At 73.3% G+C, this 15,496-nt stretch carries 17 protein-coding genes and 1 pseudogene; 8 read left to right on the forward strand and 10 right to left on the reverse strand.

Going from position 1 to position 15,496, the window contains the following annotated elements:
* Positions 1–209 precede the first annotated feature (209 nt).
* Positions 210–686, forward strand: a complete 477-nt coding sequence (locus tag ET445_RS16860) for a hypothetical protein (RefSeq protein ID WP_129192299.1) — start codon at positions 210–212, stop codon at positions 684–686.
* A 19-nt stretch (positions 687–705) separates the two neighbouring features.
* On the opposite strand, the gene ET445_RS16865 is transcribed toward ET445_RS16860, so the two are convergent.
* The 6 genes from ET445_RS16865 to ET445_RS16890 all read right to left on the reverse strand — a co-directional run bounded on the left by ET445_RS16865 (position 706) and on the right by ET445_RS16890 (position 6,603).
* A complete protein-coding gene (locus ET445_RS16865) occupies positions 706–1,365 on the reverse strand; it encodes a GNAT family N-acetyltransferase (RefSeq protein WP_243695254.1) in 660 nt (219 codons plus the stop codon).
* Positions 1,362–3,278: a helicase HerA-like domain-containing protein gene (locus tag ET445_RS16870; RefSeq protein ID WP_129192300.1), complete on the reverse strand. Its 1,917-nt coding sequence runs from the start codon at positions 3,276–3,278 to the stop codon at positions 1,362–1,364. The genes ET445_RS16865 and ET445_RS16870 overlap by 4 nt, the downstream gene beginning before the upstream one ends.
* 9 nt (positions 3,279–3,287) lie before the next feature.
* Positions 3,288–4,469, reverse strand: a complete 1,182-nt coding sequence (locus ET445_RS16875; RefSeq protein ID WP_129192301.1) for a sulfate/molybdate ABC transporter ATP-binding protein — start codon at positions 4,467–4,469, stop codon at positions 3,288–3,290.
* Entirely contained in the window at positions 4,466–5,290 is an 825-nt protein-coding gene (locus ET445_RS16880; protein ID WP_129192302.1) for an ABC transporter permease, read from the reverse strand. The genes ET445_RS16875 and ET445_RS16880 overlap by 4 nt, the downstream gene beginning before the upstream one ends.
* A gap of 66 nt (positions 5,291–5,356) precedes the next feature.
* Positions 5,357–6,193 carry a molybdate ABC transporter substrate-binding protein gene (gene modA, locus ET445_RS16885; RefSeq protein WP_129192303.1) on the reverse strand — a complete coding sequence of 279 codons (837 nt, stop codon included), beginning with the start codon at positions 6,191–6,193 and terminating at the stop codon, positions 5,357–5,359.
* A 5-nt stretch (positions 6,194–6,198) separates the two neighbouring features.
* Positions 6,199–6,603, reverse strand: a complete 405-nt coding sequence (locus tag ET445_RS16890) for a TOBE domain-containing protein (RefSeq protein WP_129192304.1) — start codon at positions 6,601–6,603, stop codon at positions 6,199–6,201.
* Between the two features lie 102 nt (positions 6,604–6,705).
* Between ET445_RS16890 and ET445_RS16895 the strand changes: the two genes are divergently transcribed.
* From ET445_RS16895 to ET445_RS16910, 5 genes and pseudogenes are all read left to right on the forward strand, one after another.
* On the forward strand, positions 6,706–7,953 hold the full coding sequence (locus ET445_RS16895) for a ThiF family adenylyltransferase (RefSeq protein WP_129192305.1): 1,248 nt from the start codon (positions 6,706–6,708) through the stop codon (positions 7,951–7,953).
* Positions 7,950–8,417 (forward strand): annotated as a pseudogene (locus ET445_RS18195) (gephyrin-like molybdotransferase Glp); the annotation flags it as partial. The gene ET445_RS16895 and the pseudogene ET445_RS18195, both read left to right, overlap by 4 nt.
* Positions 8,418–8,517: 100 nt before the next feature.
* Entirely contained in the window at positions 8,518–9,222 is a 705-nt protein-coding gene (locus ET445_RS18200) for a molybdopterin molybdotransferase MoeA (protein WP_243695255.1), read from the forward strand.
* A gap of 50 nt (positions 9,223–9,272) precedes the next feature.
* Entirely contained in the window at positions 9,273–9,704 is a 432-nt protein-coding gene (gene moaC / locus ET445_RS16905; RefSeq protein WP_129192630.1) for a cyclic pyranopterin monophosphate synthase MoaC, read from the forward strand.
* Positions 9,705–9,711: 7 nt separating this feature from the next.
* Positions 9,712–9,981, forward strand: a complete 270-nt coding sequence (locus ET445_RS16910; RefSeq protein WP_243695256.1) for a MoaD/ThiS family protein — start codon at positions 9,712–9,714, stop codon at positions 9,979–9,981.
* A gap of 184 nt (positions 9,982–10,165) precedes the next feature.
* Here ET445_RS16910 and moaA read toward each other — a convergent pair whose 3' ends face one another.
* The 3 genes from moaA to ET445_RS16925 are packed head-to-tail and all read right to left on the reverse strand — an operon-like array spanning position 10,166 to position 12,230.
* Positions 10,166–11,218 carry a GTP 3',8-cyclase MoaA gene (moaA, locus tag ET445_RS16915; protein ID WP_243695434.1) on the reverse strand — a complete coding sequence of 351 codons (1,053 nt, stop codon included), beginning with the start codon at positions 11,216–11,218 and terminating at the stop codon, positions 10,166–10,168.
* A gap of 20 nt (positions 11,219–11,238) precedes the next feature.
* Positions 11,239–11,724, reverse strand: a complete 486-nt coding sequence (locus ET445_RS16920) for a molybdenum cofactor biosynthesis protein MoaE (RefSeq protein WP_129192308.1) — start codon at positions 11,722–11,724, stop codon at positions 11,239–11,241.
* Entirely contained in the window at positions 11,724–12,230 is a 507-nt protein-coding gene (locus ET445_RS16925; protein ID WP_129192309.1) for a MogA/MoaB family molybdenum cofactor biosynthesis protein, read from the reverse strand. Before ET445_RS16925 ends, ET445_RS16920 begins: the two co-directional genes overlap by 1 nt.
* A gap of 90 nt (positions 12,231–12,320) precedes the next feature.
* Here ET445_RS16925 and ET445_RS16930 point away from each other — a divergent pair, with 90 nt between their 5' ends.
* Entirely contained in the window at positions 12,321–13,439 is a 1,119-nt protein-coding gene (locus tag ET445_RS16930) for a hypothetical protein (RefSeq protein ID WP_129192310.1), read from the forward strand.
* A gap of 43 nt (positions 13,440–13,482) precedes the next feature.
* A complete protein-coding gene (locus ET445_RS16935) occupies positions 13,483–14,346 on the forward strand; it encodes an aminoglycoside phosphotransferase family protein (RefSeq protein ID WP_129192311.1) in 864 nt (287 codons plus the stop codon).
* On the opposite strand, the gene menC is transcribed toward ET445_RS16935, so the two are convergent.
* Positions 14,330–15,484, reverse strand: coding sequence for an o-succinylbenzoate synthase (menC, locus tag ET445_RS16940; RefSeq protein WP_129192312.1), 1,155 nt, complete (start codon positions 15,482–15,484; stop codon positions 14,330–14,332). The genes ET445_RS16935 and menC overlap by 17 nt on opposite strands.
* Between the last annotated feature and the right edge of the window lie 12 nt (positions 15,485–15,496).

Genomic DNA, 15,496 nt, shown 5'->3' on the forward strand with positions numbered 1-15,496 from the left:
CCCGCCCCCTCGAAACTCCCGTGTCCTCATTAATGCCGAATAGCGCGGGATCCTCGTGATTCCGCATCATGTACTCGATGTCAGCGATACCGATGAATCTGAGGAGTGGGGACGCAGGGGGCTCCGTCACGGTATCGACGGCAGTAGGGGGCGACGGCCTCAGGGTTCTGACCCTGAGGCCGCGTCGCTCGCTTGCTCGCAGCATCGGGTTGCAGATCGCGATCGTCGCGCTTCCGCTCGTCGGGATCGCCGCGTGGAGTCTGCAGCAGCCCGATCCCGGGCTTCGCTCGGCGCTCGCCGCGAGCGCGATCGTCGTGTTCGCCGTGACGGCGTTCGCGCTCGTGCGGTACCGGCGCACCGAGGTCTCGATCAGTCGGTACGGCGTCGTCGAGCGCGGGTTCTTCGGCCGCATCAACTCGGTCGCCGCGCGTGACGTCGCGTCGGTCGTGCGGCTCGACCTCTACCGCGGGGCGAGCGACGAGACATCCGCCCAGCTCTTCGTCGTCGGCCGCGACGGCCGCTGCCTGCTGCGCATGCGCGGGGCGTTCTGGGAGTGCGAGGCGATGGACGAGGTCGCGGCGACGCTCGAGGTCGACGAGGTCGTGCGCACGAACCCGATGACGGTCGGCGAACTGCGGCGCAGCGACCCGGGCTTCCTGTACTGGTTCGAGCGATTCAGCGGCTGAGCCGCGAGCGAGCCGAGCGTCAGTCGCTCGTCGCGATCCCGTAGAGCGGCGCCGTGGGCGTGCTCGACGGCAGCTCGTGGAATCCGAGCCGCTCGTAGAACGCCCGCGCGCCCGTGTTGCGCGGGTCCACGCCGAGGTGCAGGGCGGGCACGCCGCGTGCGGCGAGCGCGGCGCGCATGGTGTCGATGAGCTTCCGCCCGAACCCGAGGCCCTGCAGTTCGGGCAGCAGGTCGATGTGCAGATGCGCGGGATAGTCGGCGAGCTCGGCGATGCGCATGCGCTCGGGGTCGAGGCCGAAGTCGAAGATCCCCTGACCGAACGGGCGTGCGACGGCGTCGGCGAGCGGATGCCTCGCGGCGAAGCCTGGGGTCCACTCGCGCGTCCACCAGTCGATGAAGTCGGCCGTGTCGGCGACGCCGATGCAGTACCCGAGCACACGGTCGGGGCGCCCGTCGGCTGTCGTCTCGGCGACGACGAAGGCCAGGTCGGGCGCGTATTCGACGTACGGCAGCGCGAACACGTCGGGCATGAGCAGGTCGTCGAAGTACTTCCCGGTCGCGTCGCCGCCCGACGCGGCGGTCTTGAGGCACACCTCGGCGACCTGGTCGCGGTCGGCGGGGCGGTACAGGCGGATGATCGGTGCGAAGGCGACGGATGCCTCGGGCTCGGCCCCGCTCACCGGCGGCGCCTCGTGCCGAAGATGCCCTCGACGACGCTCGTCAGCACGTCGCGCGTCGCCTTCGAGCCGAGCACCTGTTCGAGCACCGACTGCGACCCGCGCGTCGAACGCGCGCGCGACGAACCAGACGAACGCGACGACCCTGACGAACCCGTGCGCTTCATGAGTCGGTCGTACTCGGCTTGGGCCGCCTTCTCCTCTTTGCGCCGCTGCTTCTCGATCTCGGCGACCTGCCGCTCGTACTCGGCGTCGGCCTTGGCCCGCTCCGAGGCTTCGTCGGCGGCGCGGGCGGCCTCGGCGGCGGCGTTCATCTTCGAGGTGAGGAGCTCGGCGGCCGACTCGCGGTCGACGGCGACCCCATATCGGGCCTGCAGCGGCGAGGCCGCGACGGCGGCGTCGATCGAGGCATCCGGAGTCGGCGACATGAGCGCCTGGGGCGCACGTAACCTCGTCCGCGCGACGGGGCTGGGAGCGCCCTTCTCGTTCATGACCGTGACGACCGCCTCGCCCGTGCCGAGCGTCGTGAGGACCTCTTCGAGGTCGTACGCCGACGTCGGGTAGGTCGACACCGTCGCGCGGAGCGCCTTCGCGTCGTCGGGCGTGAACGCGCGCAACTGGTGCTGGATGCGCGAGCCGAGTTGGGCGAGCACGTCGCCCGGCACGTCTTTGGGTGTCTGGGTGACGAAGAAGACGCCGACGCCCTTCGAGCGGATGAGCCTGACGGTCTGCACGATCTGCTGGAGGAAGTCTTTCGAGGCGCCCGTGAACAGCAGGTGCGCCTCGTCGAAGAAGAAGACGAGCTTGGGCTTGTCGAGGTCGCCGACTTCGGGGAGGTCGTTGAACAGGTCGGCGAGGAGCCACATGAGGAACGTCGAGTAGAGCGCGGGCCGGTCGGCGACGCCCGGCACTTCGAGGAGGCTCACGATGCCGCGACCGTCGGACGCCTGGCGGATGAACTCGGCGGTGTCGATCTCGGGCTCGCCGAAGAACACGTCGGCGCCCGCTTCGGCGAACACGACGAGTTCGCGGAGGATCACGCCGACGGTCGCCTTGCTGAGCCCGCCGACGCCCTCGAGCTCGGCCTTGCCGTCGTCGCTCGTGAGGTACTGCAGCACGGCGCGCAGGTCTTCGAGGTCGAGGAGGGCGAGCCCCGCGTTCTCGGCGTAGGAGAAGACGAGCTGCAGGCTCGATTCCTGCGTGTCGTTGAGGCCGAGCACCTTCGACAGCAGGAGCGGCCCGAAGCCCGCGACGGTCGCGCGAATCGGCACGCCGCGGCCGATGCCGCCGAGCGAGAAGAACTCGGTCGGGAAGGCTTCGGCCGACCACGACTGCCCGATGCCCTCGGTGCGTTCGAGGAGCTTCGCGCTCGCCTCGCCCGGCGTCGCGATGCCCGACAGGTCGCCCTTGACGTCGGCCGCGAACACGGCGACGCCCGCCGCCGACAACTGCTCGGCCAGCACCTGGAGCGTGCGCGTCTTGCCCGTGCCCGTCGCGCCCGCGACGAGCCCGTGGCGGTTCGTCATCGCGATCGGGATGCGTACCTGCACGTCGGGCCGCGGGTCGCCGTTGACGAGGGCGCCGAGTTCGAGGGCGAGCCCGTCGAACGCGTACCCGGCTCGGATGGTTTCGACGTCGGCTTCGGCGAGCGGGCCGGTTGCGACGGGCGAAGGGACGGCGGATGCCTCTGGCTGCGCGGATGCCTCGGGCCGAGCACCTGCGGGCGGCGTCGCCGACGCGGCATCCGCCTCGGCCTGCGCCGTCGCGGCCCGCTCTTGCGCCTCGATCGCGGCCTGCGCGAGGGCTTGCGCCTCCTCGGCCTTGCGGATCGCCTCCTGCGCCTGCGCCTGGAGCGCCTGGGCTGCGGCGGCTGCCGCCGCGGCCGCGTCTTTCGCTTGCTGGACCGCATCGGACATACGGGAAGCCTAGCGAGCACCCCCGCCGAGGGGGTGCACGCGGACCTCGGCGGCCTTGACGGCGAGCCACAGCTCCTGGCCGGGCGCGAGCCCGAGCTCCGCGACGGCGGCGGCCGTCACGTCGGCGGCGACGGGCGGATCGGAGAACCGCAGGCGCACGCCGCTCGGCGCAGGCTCGAGGGCGACGAGCCGGTCGCTCCAGACGTTCCTGAGGCTCGTGCCCTCGGGCCGGGTCGTCGCGACCACGACCGACGAGGGCCGGAACACCGCGGCCGCGGGCTGTCCGTCGGCGAGCGGCTCCGAGGCATCCGGTGCTCCGTCTTCGCCGACGGCGCCCGTGAACCGCACGTCGGCGCCGATGCTGCGCCGTGCGACGACGGCACCGTGGTCGGCGACGCCCGCGACGAGGTTGACGCCCGCGAGCGCCGCCGTGAAGGGACTCCGGGGCGACGCGAGCACGTCGCGCGTAGGCCCGTCGTCGACGACCCGTCCGGCGTCGAGCACGGCCGTGCGGTCGGCGAGCACGACGGCGTCGAGCACGTCGTGGCTCACGACGATCGCCGACGTGCCCGTGTCGGAGAGGCGTTCGCGCAGGAGCGCGCGGATCGCCGGCACCGACTCGACGTCGAGCGACGCGAACGGCTCGTCGAGGAGGAGGAGCGACGGGCCTGCGGCGAGCGCGCGGGCGATCGCGGCGCGCTGTCGTTGGCCGCCCGAGAGCTGCGCGGGGCGGCGCGGGCCGAATCCGTCGAGGTCGACGCGTCGAAGCCAGTCGAGCGCGAGCTCGTGCGCGTCACCGCGCGGCATGCCCGCCGATCGCGGCCCGAACGCGACGTTCTGCGCGACCGTGAGGTGCGGGAAGAGCCGCGGCTCCTGCCCGAGGAGCCCGATCCCGCGCCGCTCGGGCCGGGTCTCGATCTCGGCTCGAGACGAATCGGCGGATGCCTCGACGAGCACCCGCCCGTCGAGCTCGAGGCGCCCCTCATCGGGGTGCAGGAGCCCCGCGAGCACGCCGAGCACGGTCGACTTGCCGGCGCCGTTGGGGCCGAGGAGCGCGAGCGTCTCGCCGGGACGCACGTCGAGGGCGACGTCGAGCGAGAACGCGCCGCGCGTGATCCGCATGCGGGCGGCGAGCGCCCCGCGCGCGGTCGGCTGCGACACCGGGACATCCGTCGACTGCGAAGCGCTCATCGCACGCTCCCCGGCCGCCACCCGCGCACCAGCAGGAGGATCGCGACCGCGACGACGAGCAGCACGATCGAGAGCGCGACGGCCGTGCCCTGCGTGACGCCCGCGCCGTTGAACGCCGTGTAGATCGCGAGCGGCATCGTGCGCGTCGTGCCCGCGGCGTTGCCTGCGAAGAGGGCCGTCGCGCCGAACTCGCCGATCGCGCGCGCGAAGCACAGCACGGTTCCGGCGATGAGTCCGGGCGCCGCGAGCGGCACGGTCACGCGGCGGAACGCCGTCCACCGCGACGCGCCGAGCGTCGACGCGACCCGCTCGTAGTCGGTGCCCGTCGCCCGCAACGTGCCCTCGACCGACAGCACGAGGAACGGCATCGCGACGAACACCTGCGCGATGACGACGGCCGCGGTCGTGAACGGCAGCCGGAACCCGAACGCCGTGTCGAGCCACCCGCCCACGAGACTCGTGCGGCCGAGGAGGAACAGCAGCGCGATGCCGCCGACCATGGGCGGCAGCACCAACGGGATCGTCACGAGCGCCCGCAGGAGCCCCGCGACCCGGGGCGTCGCACGCGCGATGAGGAGCGCGAGCGGCACCCCGAGCACGAGGCACACGAGCGTCGCGACGACGCCCGTCACGAGCGAGAGCCCGAGCGCCTCGAGGGCGGCCTGCGAGGTCGCATCCGCCCAGAACGTCGACCAGTCGACGCGCCCGACGAGCGCGAGAAGCGGCAGCACGAGCACCGCGATCGCGATCACCGCCGGCACGAGGACGGCCGGCGGGATCGCACCGAGCGGCGAGGGCTCGGTTCGTCGGGCGCGGGTCATACGCGGATCATATGGCTGCGGCTCCGCCCCGCGCGGTCGGCGCGGCAGCGCGAAGCTTCGGATGTCTCAGGGCCGGCCGAACCCGAGGCGCTCGAGCACCGCCTGGCCCTCGTCGCCGAGGATGAACTCGACGAACGCCGCCGCCGCGTCGGGGTTCGCCGCCCCTGCGAGCGCCGCGATGGGGTACTTGTTCACGACCTGGTCGGCGTTCTCGGGCACGATCGCCTTGACGCTCGAGCCCGCGCCAGCGGCGTCGGTCGCGTACACGAGCCCCGCGTCGGCCTCGCCCGCGGTCACCTTCGTGAGCACGGCCGTGACGTTCTGCTCCTCGCTCACGGGGGTCACGGCGACACCGTCGAGGTCGAGCAGCTGGTGCGCAGCGTTGCCGCAGGGCACCTCGGGGGCGCACAGCACGACCGAGACATCCGGATTCGCGAGGTCGGCGAGCGACTGGACGTTGCCGGGATTGTCGGGCGGCGTTGCGATGACGAGGGTGTTCGTCGCGAAGAGCTGCGCCGTGCCCTCGAGGAGGCCCGCGTCGGAGACGGTCGTCATGTTCTTCTCGTCGGCCGACGCGAAGACGTCGGCGGGTGCGCCCTCGACGAGCTGGGTCGCGAGGGTCGACGAGCCGTCGTAGACGATCGGCACGATCGTGACGTCGGGGTGCGCCTTCTCGAACTCGCCCGCGAGCTCGTCGAACGCCGCCTTGAGCGACGCCGCCGCGTAGATCGTGAGGTCGCCCGTGAGGGTGTCGGCCTCCTCGGTCGCCGTCGGCGTCGGCGACTCCGTCGCCGGTGCGCCGCCTCCCGAGGCGCAGCCCGAGAATGCGAACAGCGTCGCGCCCGCGGCGAGCGCGGCGACGCCGACGAGGGTGGAGCGACGGGAACGTGCGGTGCGGGACATCCGGTTCATCTTGAGCCTCCTGGGGTTTCGACGATGACGGTCGTGGCTTTGACCACCGCGACCGCGAGGGTGCCGACTTCGAGTCCGAGTTCGTCGACCGCTTCTGCCGACATGAGCGAGACGACGCGGTGCGGCCCCGCCTGGATGTCGACCTGGGCCATGACGCCGTCGCGGATGACGCGCGTCACGAGGCCGACGAAGCGGTTCCGGGCGCTCCGGCCGACGCTCGACGGGTCGTCGGCGGCGTCGGCGACCTCGACCGCGCGCCGCGCGGCGTCGGCGCCGTCGACCACGAGTCGTCCGTGGTCGTCGGTCGACGCGGCGAGCGCACCTTGATCGACCCATCGACGAACCGTGTCGTCACTGACTCCGAGGAGGCCTGCCACCTCGGCGATCCGAAACTGCGGCATGATCCGGAGCATATCGCCGCATCTGCGGCAAGTCACGCGATCCACGGCCGCGGAATCATCACGACTCCACCCATCGGCCCGCGACGGGGCTAGCGTGGGGACATGGCACTGCCGCCGCTCGTCGAACCCGCAGACGCGCTCCCCCCGAGAGAGCAGGCGCGCGTCGACCGACAACTGCGCCTTCCCGAACTCGGCGAGCTCGGGCAGCGCCGCTTGCGCGCCGCGCGCGTGTGCGTCGTGGGCGCCGGCGGGCTCGGCGCGCCGGCCCTCCTGTCGCTCGCCGCGGCGGGCGTCGGCACGATCGGCATCGTCGACGACGACGTCGTCGAGCTCTCGAACCTGCACCGCCAGCCCGTGCACGGCGTCGCCGACGTGGGTCGGCCGAAGGTCGTGAGCGCGGCCGAGACCATCGCGGCGATCGCACCAGACACCGCGATCCGCACGCACGAGGTGCGCATCGACCGGTCGAACGCGAGCGAGATCCTCGCCGAGTACGACCTCGTGCTCGACGGCACAGACACCTTCGAGACCCGGTACCTCATCGGCGACGTGTGCGACGAGCTCGGCATCCCGCTCGTGTGGGCGAGCGTGCTGCGCTTCGATGCGCAACTGTCGGTGTTCTGGTCGCGCCCGACGGGCGGCGATCCGGTTCGATTGCGCGACCTCTTCCCCGAGCCGCCCGCGCCGGGCGAGGTGCCGTCGTGCGCCGAGGCCGGTGTCATGGGCGCCCTGTGCACGCAGGTCGGCGCGATGATGGCGAGCGAGGCGATCAAGCTCATCGCGGGCATCGGCGAGCCGCTGCTCGGTCGCGTGCTCGTCATCGATTCGCTCACCGCGCGCCAGCGCGAGATCCCGTTGAAGCGGGCGGATGTCTCGAGCGGCGCGTTGCCCGTCGTGCGGGCCGTGTCCGAGGCATCCGGGCGCACTCCTGCGCCTGAACCGGCGCCTGCTCCGCTCCCCGACATCGAGCGCGTCGACCCCGCCGCACTCGCCGACCTGCTCGCAGCCCGCACCGCCGGGGCGGCGCGCTTCGCGCTCGTCGACGTGCGCGAGCCGGGCGAGTTCGCGGCGGGCGCGATCGACGGCGCCGTGCTCCTGCCGCTCGGAGAGGTGCTCCGCGACCCCGACGCGGCGTTGGCGTCGCTCGAGGCGCTCGCCGGCACCGAGGTCGTCGTGCACTGCCACTTCGAAGCGCGCGCGGAGCGCGCGGCGATCGCGCTCGCACGGGCCGGCGTCGAATCGGGAGTGCGCGTGCGGGTGCTCGCGGGCGGGTTCGTGGACTGGCCGGGGCCGGTTCGCGTCGGGGCCGCACCTGTCGCAGACGGCCACGCTCCGCGAGCGACCGCATGAGCCACGACCATCACGGCCACGCCCCCGGCATCCCCGTCGAGGAGCACCTCGCCGACATCCTCGCCGCGGCGCGCCCGCTCGACACCGTCGTCGTGCCGCTCGAACGCGCCGCGGGCCGGGCGACCCATGACGTCGTGCGCGCATGGGCCGCCGTGCCTCCGTTCGACAACTCCGCCATGGACGGTTACGCGGTGCGCGCCGCCGACACCTCCCGCGCGACCGAGGCCGAACCGGTCGCACTCAGGGTCGTCGCGGAGGTCGCCGCGGGCAGCCCCGACGACCCGCCTCTGGCACCGGGCGAGGCCGTGCGGATCATGACCGGCGCCGCGCTCCCGTCGGCGGCCGACGCCGTCGTGCCGGTCGAGCAGACCGCTGCGTACGCGGTCGACCGGTCGTGGGCCGAGGTGGGCGAGACCGTCGAGGTGCTCGCCCCCGCGCGTCCGCACGCCTTCGTGCGGGATGCCGGAGCCGACCTCTCCCCCGGCGACCTCGTGGTTCCGGCGGGATCGCTGCTGACCCCTACCGGCTCGGCGCGATCGCCGCGGCGGGGTCGGCGAAGTCGCCGTGCACCGCGCGCCACGGGTCGCGATCATCACGACGGGCGACGAACTCGTCGCGCCCGGCCGTCGCGCGACAGGACGCGGCCGGATCCCAGACTCGAACGCCGTCCTCCTCGCCGCCGTCGTCGCCTCCGCGGGCGCCGAGATCGTCTCGGTGTCGCGCGTCGGCGACGATCCGCCGCGGTTCCTCGCCGAGGTCGAACGGGTCGTGGCCGAGGCATCCGCCGACGTCGTGATCTCGACGGGCGGGGTGAGCGTCGGCGCGCACGACCCCGTCAAGGCCGCGCTCGCGCCCGGCGGACGCATCGCGTTCCGCACGGTCGACATGCAGCCCGGGCGTCCGCAGGCGTTCGGCGCGCTGCCGTCGGGTGCGCTCTTCTTCGGACTGCCGGGCAACCCCGTGAGCGTCGCCGTGTCGTTCGAGGTGTTCGTGCGGCCCGCGATCCGCGCGCTGCAAGGGCTGCCGCCCGTCGCGTCTCCCGCGCGCGAGGCGGTGGTCGCAGAGGGCTGGCGTCCGCGCGACGAGCGCCGTCAGTACATGCCCGTCCGGTTCGACGAGGAGGGGCGCATCCGGCCCGCGACAGGCGGCGGATCGGCCTCGCACCTCGCGGGCGCGCTCGCGTCGGCCGAGGGGTTCGCGATCGTGCCGTCGGGAACCGCAGAAGTCGCCGCGGGAGACATCCTGCCCGTCCTGGAGGTCTCCTCGTGACCGAGCCCGCCCAGCCTTTCACGCACCTCGACGCCGCGGGGCACGCGCGCATGGTGGATGTCACGGAGAAGGCGCCGACCGTCCGCCGCGCGACCGCCGAGGGGTTCGTGCACTGCCCGCCCGCGGTCGTCGCCGCGCTCCGAGACGGGACCGTACCGAAGGGCGACGTGCTCGCCGTCGCACGCATCGCGGGCATCCAGGGCGCGAAGCGCACTGCCGAACTCCTGCCGCTCGCGCACGTGATCGGCGTGCACGCGGCCTCGGTCGACCTCGAGGTCGTCGACGAGGGCGTGCGCATCCGGGCGACCGTCGGCACCGCCGACCGCACGGGCGTCGAGATGGAGGCGTTCACGGCGGTGACCGTCGCCGCGCTCGCGGTCGTCGACATGGTCAAGGGACTCGACAAGGATGTCTCCATCGAGGGCGTGCGGCTCGTCGCCAAGACGGGCGGCAAGTCGGGCGAGTGGAAGCGGGAGGCGTGACGGACTCGTGGTGACGGTGAGGTACTTCGCGGCGGCCGCCGAGGCCGCGGGGCTCGAGCAGGAGCCGCTCGACACATCCGGTCTCGTATCTTCCGGTCCTGGGTCGCTCGACCTGGGCGCGCTCCGCGCCGCCCTCGTCGCCCGGCACGGCGCCGCGCTCGAGCGCGTGCTCGGCCGGTGCAGCTTCCTCGTCGACGGAGTGCGCGCGGGCGAGGCATCCGTTCGCATCCCCGACGGCGCAACCGTCGACGTGCTGCCGCCCTTCGCGGGCGGCTGAGCCGCCACAGTCACCGCACTCCCCGAACCCGCGAACCCGCGAACCCCGCGACCCCGCGACCCCGAAACGCAATTCAGGACGAATCGGCTGTTCGTCGGCGGGTCGGGTCCCGACACACCGCGAGTGTCCCGGTTCTTCCTGAATTGCGGAGCGGGGCAGGTCGACGAGAGCGACAGGAACGCCGCTACCCGCCGATCGCGCTCATCGGGCGGTCGGGCTGGAGGAAGCCCTCGTCGTCGATACCGTGGCCCGCGAGCTTCGCGCCGATCGAGCGCACGAACACGGCGGCGAGATCGTCGTCGGTGCCGATCCCGTTCCCGTCGCCGTCGCCGCGGAGGAGCGGCAGCAGGTCGTCTTCGGTGCGCGCGAAGAGGCAGTTGCGGAGCTGCCCGTCGGCGGTGAGGCGCACACGGTCGCACGCCCCGCAGAACGGCGCCGTGACCGACGCGATGACGCCGACGGTCGCGGGACCGTCGTCGACGAGGAACCGTTCGGCGGGCGCCGCGCCACGCTGACCGACGGGCGTGAGCGTGAACGCCTCGGCGAGATGCTCGAGGATCTCCTCGCCGCGCACCATCTCGACGCGCGACCAGATGTGTCCGGCGTCGAGGGGCATCTGCTCGATGAAGCGCATCTCGGCGCCGATCGACACGGCGTAGCGCACGAGGTCGACGAGTTCGTCGTCGTTGACGCCGCGCATCGCGACGGCGTTGAGCTTCACGGGCGAGAACCCGGCGGCGCGCGCGGCGTCGATGCCCGCGAGGACGTCGTCGAGGCGGTCGCGGCGGGTGAGCTCGGCGAACCGTTCGGGCTTGAGCGTGTCGATCGAGATGTTGACCCGTGTGAGCCCCGCCTCGGCGAGCGCGGGCGCGAGCTCGGGGAGCTTCAGCCCGTTCGTCGTCATCGACACCTCGAGCGGGCCGTCGGGCCCCTCGATCGCGGCCATGCGGCGCACGACGTCGACCACGTCGCGCCGGATGAGCGGTTCGCCGCCCGTGAGCCGCACCTCGGTGATGCCGAGCGACGCGGCGACGCGCGCGACGCGTTCGAGCTCGTCGGTCGTCAGGATGTTGTCCTTCGCGAGCCACGGCACACCTTCGGCCGGCATGCAGTACTGGCAGCGCAGCGAGCAGCGGTCGGTGAGCGAGATCCGGAGGTCGCGGTGCACGCGCCCGAAGCGGTCGACGAGCGGACCGCGGGTCTCCACCGGCGAGAGCGCCGGACGCATCGTCGGCATCGGGAGCCGCTGCACGATCGTCATAGTCCCACCCAGTTCGTCGATCCGTCGGCGGTGCGCTGGCGCTTCCACACGGGGAGCTCGGCCTTGATCGCCTCGACGAGCGCCCGGCAGCGGTCGAACGCGTCGGCGCGGTGCGCGGTCGCGACCGCGCACACGAGCGCGAGGTCGCCCACGCCGAGCGTGCCGATGCGGTGGCTCACGGCGATGCGGACGAGGTCTGCGCCATCGGGAAGGTCGTCGCCCGGGACATCCGCAAGCGGTGCCGCGAACCGTTCGGCGAGCTCGAGCATGAACCGCTCGGCATCGGGATGGGCGGTGTAGTCGAGTTCGACGACCTCTCCAACGGTGCCGGGGTCGTGGTCGCGGACGACGCCGATGAACGTCGCGACCGCGCCGGCACGCGCGTCTTCGACGGCCGCGAGGTGAGCGGCGACGTCGAGCGGCGCGTCGGTCACGGCCGCGATGACGACTCTCGAAGCGGATGTCTCGATGCCGGCGTCCATCAGTGGTCGCCGCCGTCGAGCTGAGAGATGGCGTGCGGCGCGAGCTCGAGCACGAGCGCGATGCCGTCGGCCGCTCCGCCCGGCGAACCGGGAAGGTTGACGACGAGCGCGCCGCCCGTGCCGGGCTGGTCGGCGACGCCTGCGAGGCCGCGGGAGAGCGCGGCGTGCGGCGTGCGCGTCATGCCCTCGCGGCGGAGCGCCTCGGCGATGCCCGGCAGGTGGTGCGCGAGGAGCGGTGCGGTGCCCTCGGGCGTGCGATCGTGCGGGCCGATGCCCGTGCCGCCGCTCGTGACGATGAGACGTGATCCGGCTGCGAGTTCGGCGGCGATCGCGCGCCGCACGGTGTCGACGCCGTCGGGGACGACGCGCGGATCGGCGACGTCGAACCCCGCCGAGCGCAGCCTGCCGACGAGCGTCGGCCCCACCGTATCGGCGCGCTCGCCCCGCGCGCTGCGATTCGAGACGATCACGACCGCGGCCCGCATGGAAACGGCTCCGTTCACCATGCCCTCACCCTAACGCCGTCTCGGACCACGAGGGCCGGAACGGCGCGAACCGGGTGCCGTGACCCCGACGGCTCCCGCTAGCGTGGGCGCGTGACCGATGCCGTGCACGACCTCCTCGCGGGCCCGCGCGGCCGCCGCGTGTGCCTCGAACTCGTGCGCGCGCTCGGCGCCGACCCGCTCACGGGTGCGTCGGAGCTCGGCACGGCCGTCTTCCTCGCGGCATACGCCCTCGACCCCGGCCGCGGGTCGTCGGTCGTGCTGTTCGGGTGGGGCGCCGCAGCGAGCGAGGCTCCGCCCGAACCGAGCCCGGCCGAGGTCGCCCGGCTCATCGACGCCGCCGACCTCGCAGCCCTCGACGACGCACGCACGCTGCGCACCGCCCTCGTCGCTTCGACCGACTCGGCGCGGTACTGGCAGGAGCCCGACGGCGAAGACGTGCTCGCCGCCGAGCCCGAGGTCGTCGAGGCGCTCGCGCGCGTCGCTGAGGCGGTCGAGTCGGCGGAGGCGGCGCGATGGTGGCGCGCGCCGATCGCGCACGACGGCCAATGGATGCTCCGCCGCGAGCCCTCTTCGGTCGCCCCGGGCAGCCCGGGGCCGGCCGGAGCCGAACCGTCCGCCGACGTGCTCGCGAGCTGGCGCCTCGGCGTCGACATCGAGGAGCGCACGGCCGCCCGCGACCGTCCCACCGACCCGCACGCGCGGTGGAGCGGCACGTGGTGGTCGACTCCCCCGTCGACGCTCGCGCGGTCGACCCGCGACGACGGGCTCGGCCCCGTCGCGCTCGATGCCGTCGAAGACGGGATGGGGTGGGAGCGGGCGACGGCGCTCCGGGTCGTCGTGCCCGACTCGACTCGTGTGCTCGAGATCGACGGCACCGATGCGTGGGCAGACCTGTGCGCGAGACATCCGATCGAGGTCACGGCCTCGCGCCGCCACGACTGGTTCCGTACGACCGGCCGCGACGGCGCGTGGGCCGTGCCCGACTGGGCGAGTGTCGCCGACGAGTTCGACGCCGTGCACCTGACCGTCGCGGGCTACCTCGCCGCGGCCGGGCGCGCGATCGACCTCGGCGACGGGCGCGCGAGCGTCGTCGCGGGGTGGGGCCCCGACGAGACGATGTGGTTGCGAGACGTGCCGCTCGACGAGACATCCGCCCGACGCTTCGCGCTCGATGACCGCGACCGGACGTGGCGCCTCGCGGCACGCTGAACGCGGTACGCCGCGTGTCGGAGGAACGTGCGAGCATGCCCGTATGAGCGATGTCGGTCCGATCGACCCCGGCTACGGGGCCGAGTCGGCGCTCCTCTCGAAGTGGTCGCTTCGCCCCGACGGCGAACCCCTCACGACTCCGTCGAGCCGGGTCATCCCCGTGCGCACCGCGGATGGCGTGCCCGCGATGCTGAAGCTCTCGCGCATCGACGAGGAGCGTCGCGGCGGCGCGCTGCTCTTGGCACTCGACGGCCGCGGGGCGGCGCGCGTGCTGCGGTGCGAGGGCGACGCGCTCCTCATCGAGCGTGCGACAGGCCCGCAGAGCCTCGTCGGGATGGTGCACGACGGCGACGACGCCGACGAACTCGCGACGCGCATCCTGTGCGCTGCGGGCGACCGCATCCACGAGTCTTCCGACGACCTGCTGAACCGAACGCCGCCACTCGACCTCGTGCCCCTCGACGACTGGTTCCGCCTGCTCTTCGCCCACGCCGACGACCTCGAGCCCGCGCACCGCCGCGGCGCCGACCTCGCACTGGCTCTCCTCGCGCATCCGCGCGATCGGGTCGTGCTGCACGGCGACCTGCACCACGGCAACGTGCTCGACTTCGGCGAGCGCGGCTGGCTCGCGATCGACCCCAAGGGGCTCGTCGGCGAGTCGGCGTTCGACCGCTGCAACCTGCTGTGCAACCCGTCGCACTCGCGCGCGCTCGACCCGGGTCGGCTCGAGCGCCGGTTCGGGGTCGTCGTCGAGTCGACGGGGCTCGACGCCGTGCGCTACGCGCGGTGGGTCGCCGCGTGGGGTGCGCTGTCGTCGACGTGGTTCGCGCTCGACGGCGACGAGCGGCACGCGCGCGGCGCGCTCGAGATCGGCGAGCGGGCGCTCGCGCTCAGCCTCGCAGCGTGACCGCCGCGTGCGTCGCCCATTCGCGCACGAGCTCTTCGCGCACCGTGACCCCCGTGCCGGGGCCGGTCGGCACGCGCAACCGCCCGCGGTGCTCGCCGTCGCCGAGCTCGAACGGCTCGGTGAGGTCTTCGGCGTAGTAGCGGCTCGACGCCGACGTGTCGCCCGGCAGCGAGAACCCGGGGAGGGCTGCGAGCGCGACGTTCGCGGCACGGCCGATGCCCGTCTCGAGCATGCCGCCGCACCACACGGGCGCGTCGAGTGCGACGCACGCGTCGTGCACGCGGAGCGCTTCGAGGTAGCCGCCCATGCGTCCGGGCTTGATGTTGACGATCGAGCACGCGCCGCGGTCGAGCGCGTCGACGGCGGTCCGCGTGTCGAGGATCGACTCATCGAGGCACACGGGCGTCTCGCTCGCCTCGGCGAGGAGCACGTGCGTCGCGAGGTCTTCTTCGGCGAACGGCTGCTCGATGAGGAGCAGGTCGAGGGCGTCGAAGCTCGCGAGCAGGGGGATGTCGGCGGCCGTATAGGCCGTGTTCGCGTCCACCTGCAGCAACCCGCGCGGCCCGAGCAGTTCGCGCACGGCACCGACGGGCACGAGGTCCCAGCCGGGCTTGATCTTGAGCTTGATGCGCCGGTACCCCTGCTCGACGTAGCCCGCGACCTCGTCGAGGAGCTCGTCGACCGAGTCGGCGATCCCGACCGACACACCGCAGTCGACCCACTCGCGCACGGCGCCGAACGCCTCGCCCATCGAGCGCCCCTGCGCGCGCAGTTCGGCGTCGAGCACGGCCGCCTCGAGCGCGGCCTTCGCCATGCGGTGCCCCGCGACGAACGACAGGGCGGGCGCGACGGATGACGCGAGCGGCACCCCTACCCGAGACGGGTCGGCCGCGGCGGGCAGCGCGCGGCCGAGCAGGGCGGGCGCGAAATAGCGTTCGATGACGGATGCCGCGCCGTCGACGTACTCGGACGAGTAGAACGGGTCGCGGCCCGCGACGCACTCGGCCCACCCGTCGCCCGCGTCGGTGCGGACCCGCACGAGGAGCGCCTCGCGCACCGTCTCGCGGCCGAAACTCGTCTCGAACGGCCGCACGAGCGGCACCTCGACGCGGTGCAGTTCGATCGCCTCGATGCTCATCGGTCCTCGTCG

Source organism: Agromyces protaetiae, from assembly GCF_004135405.1.
Lineage (GTDB): Bacteria > Actinomycetota > Actinomycetes > Actinomycetales > Microbacteriaceae > Agromyces > Agromyces protaetiae.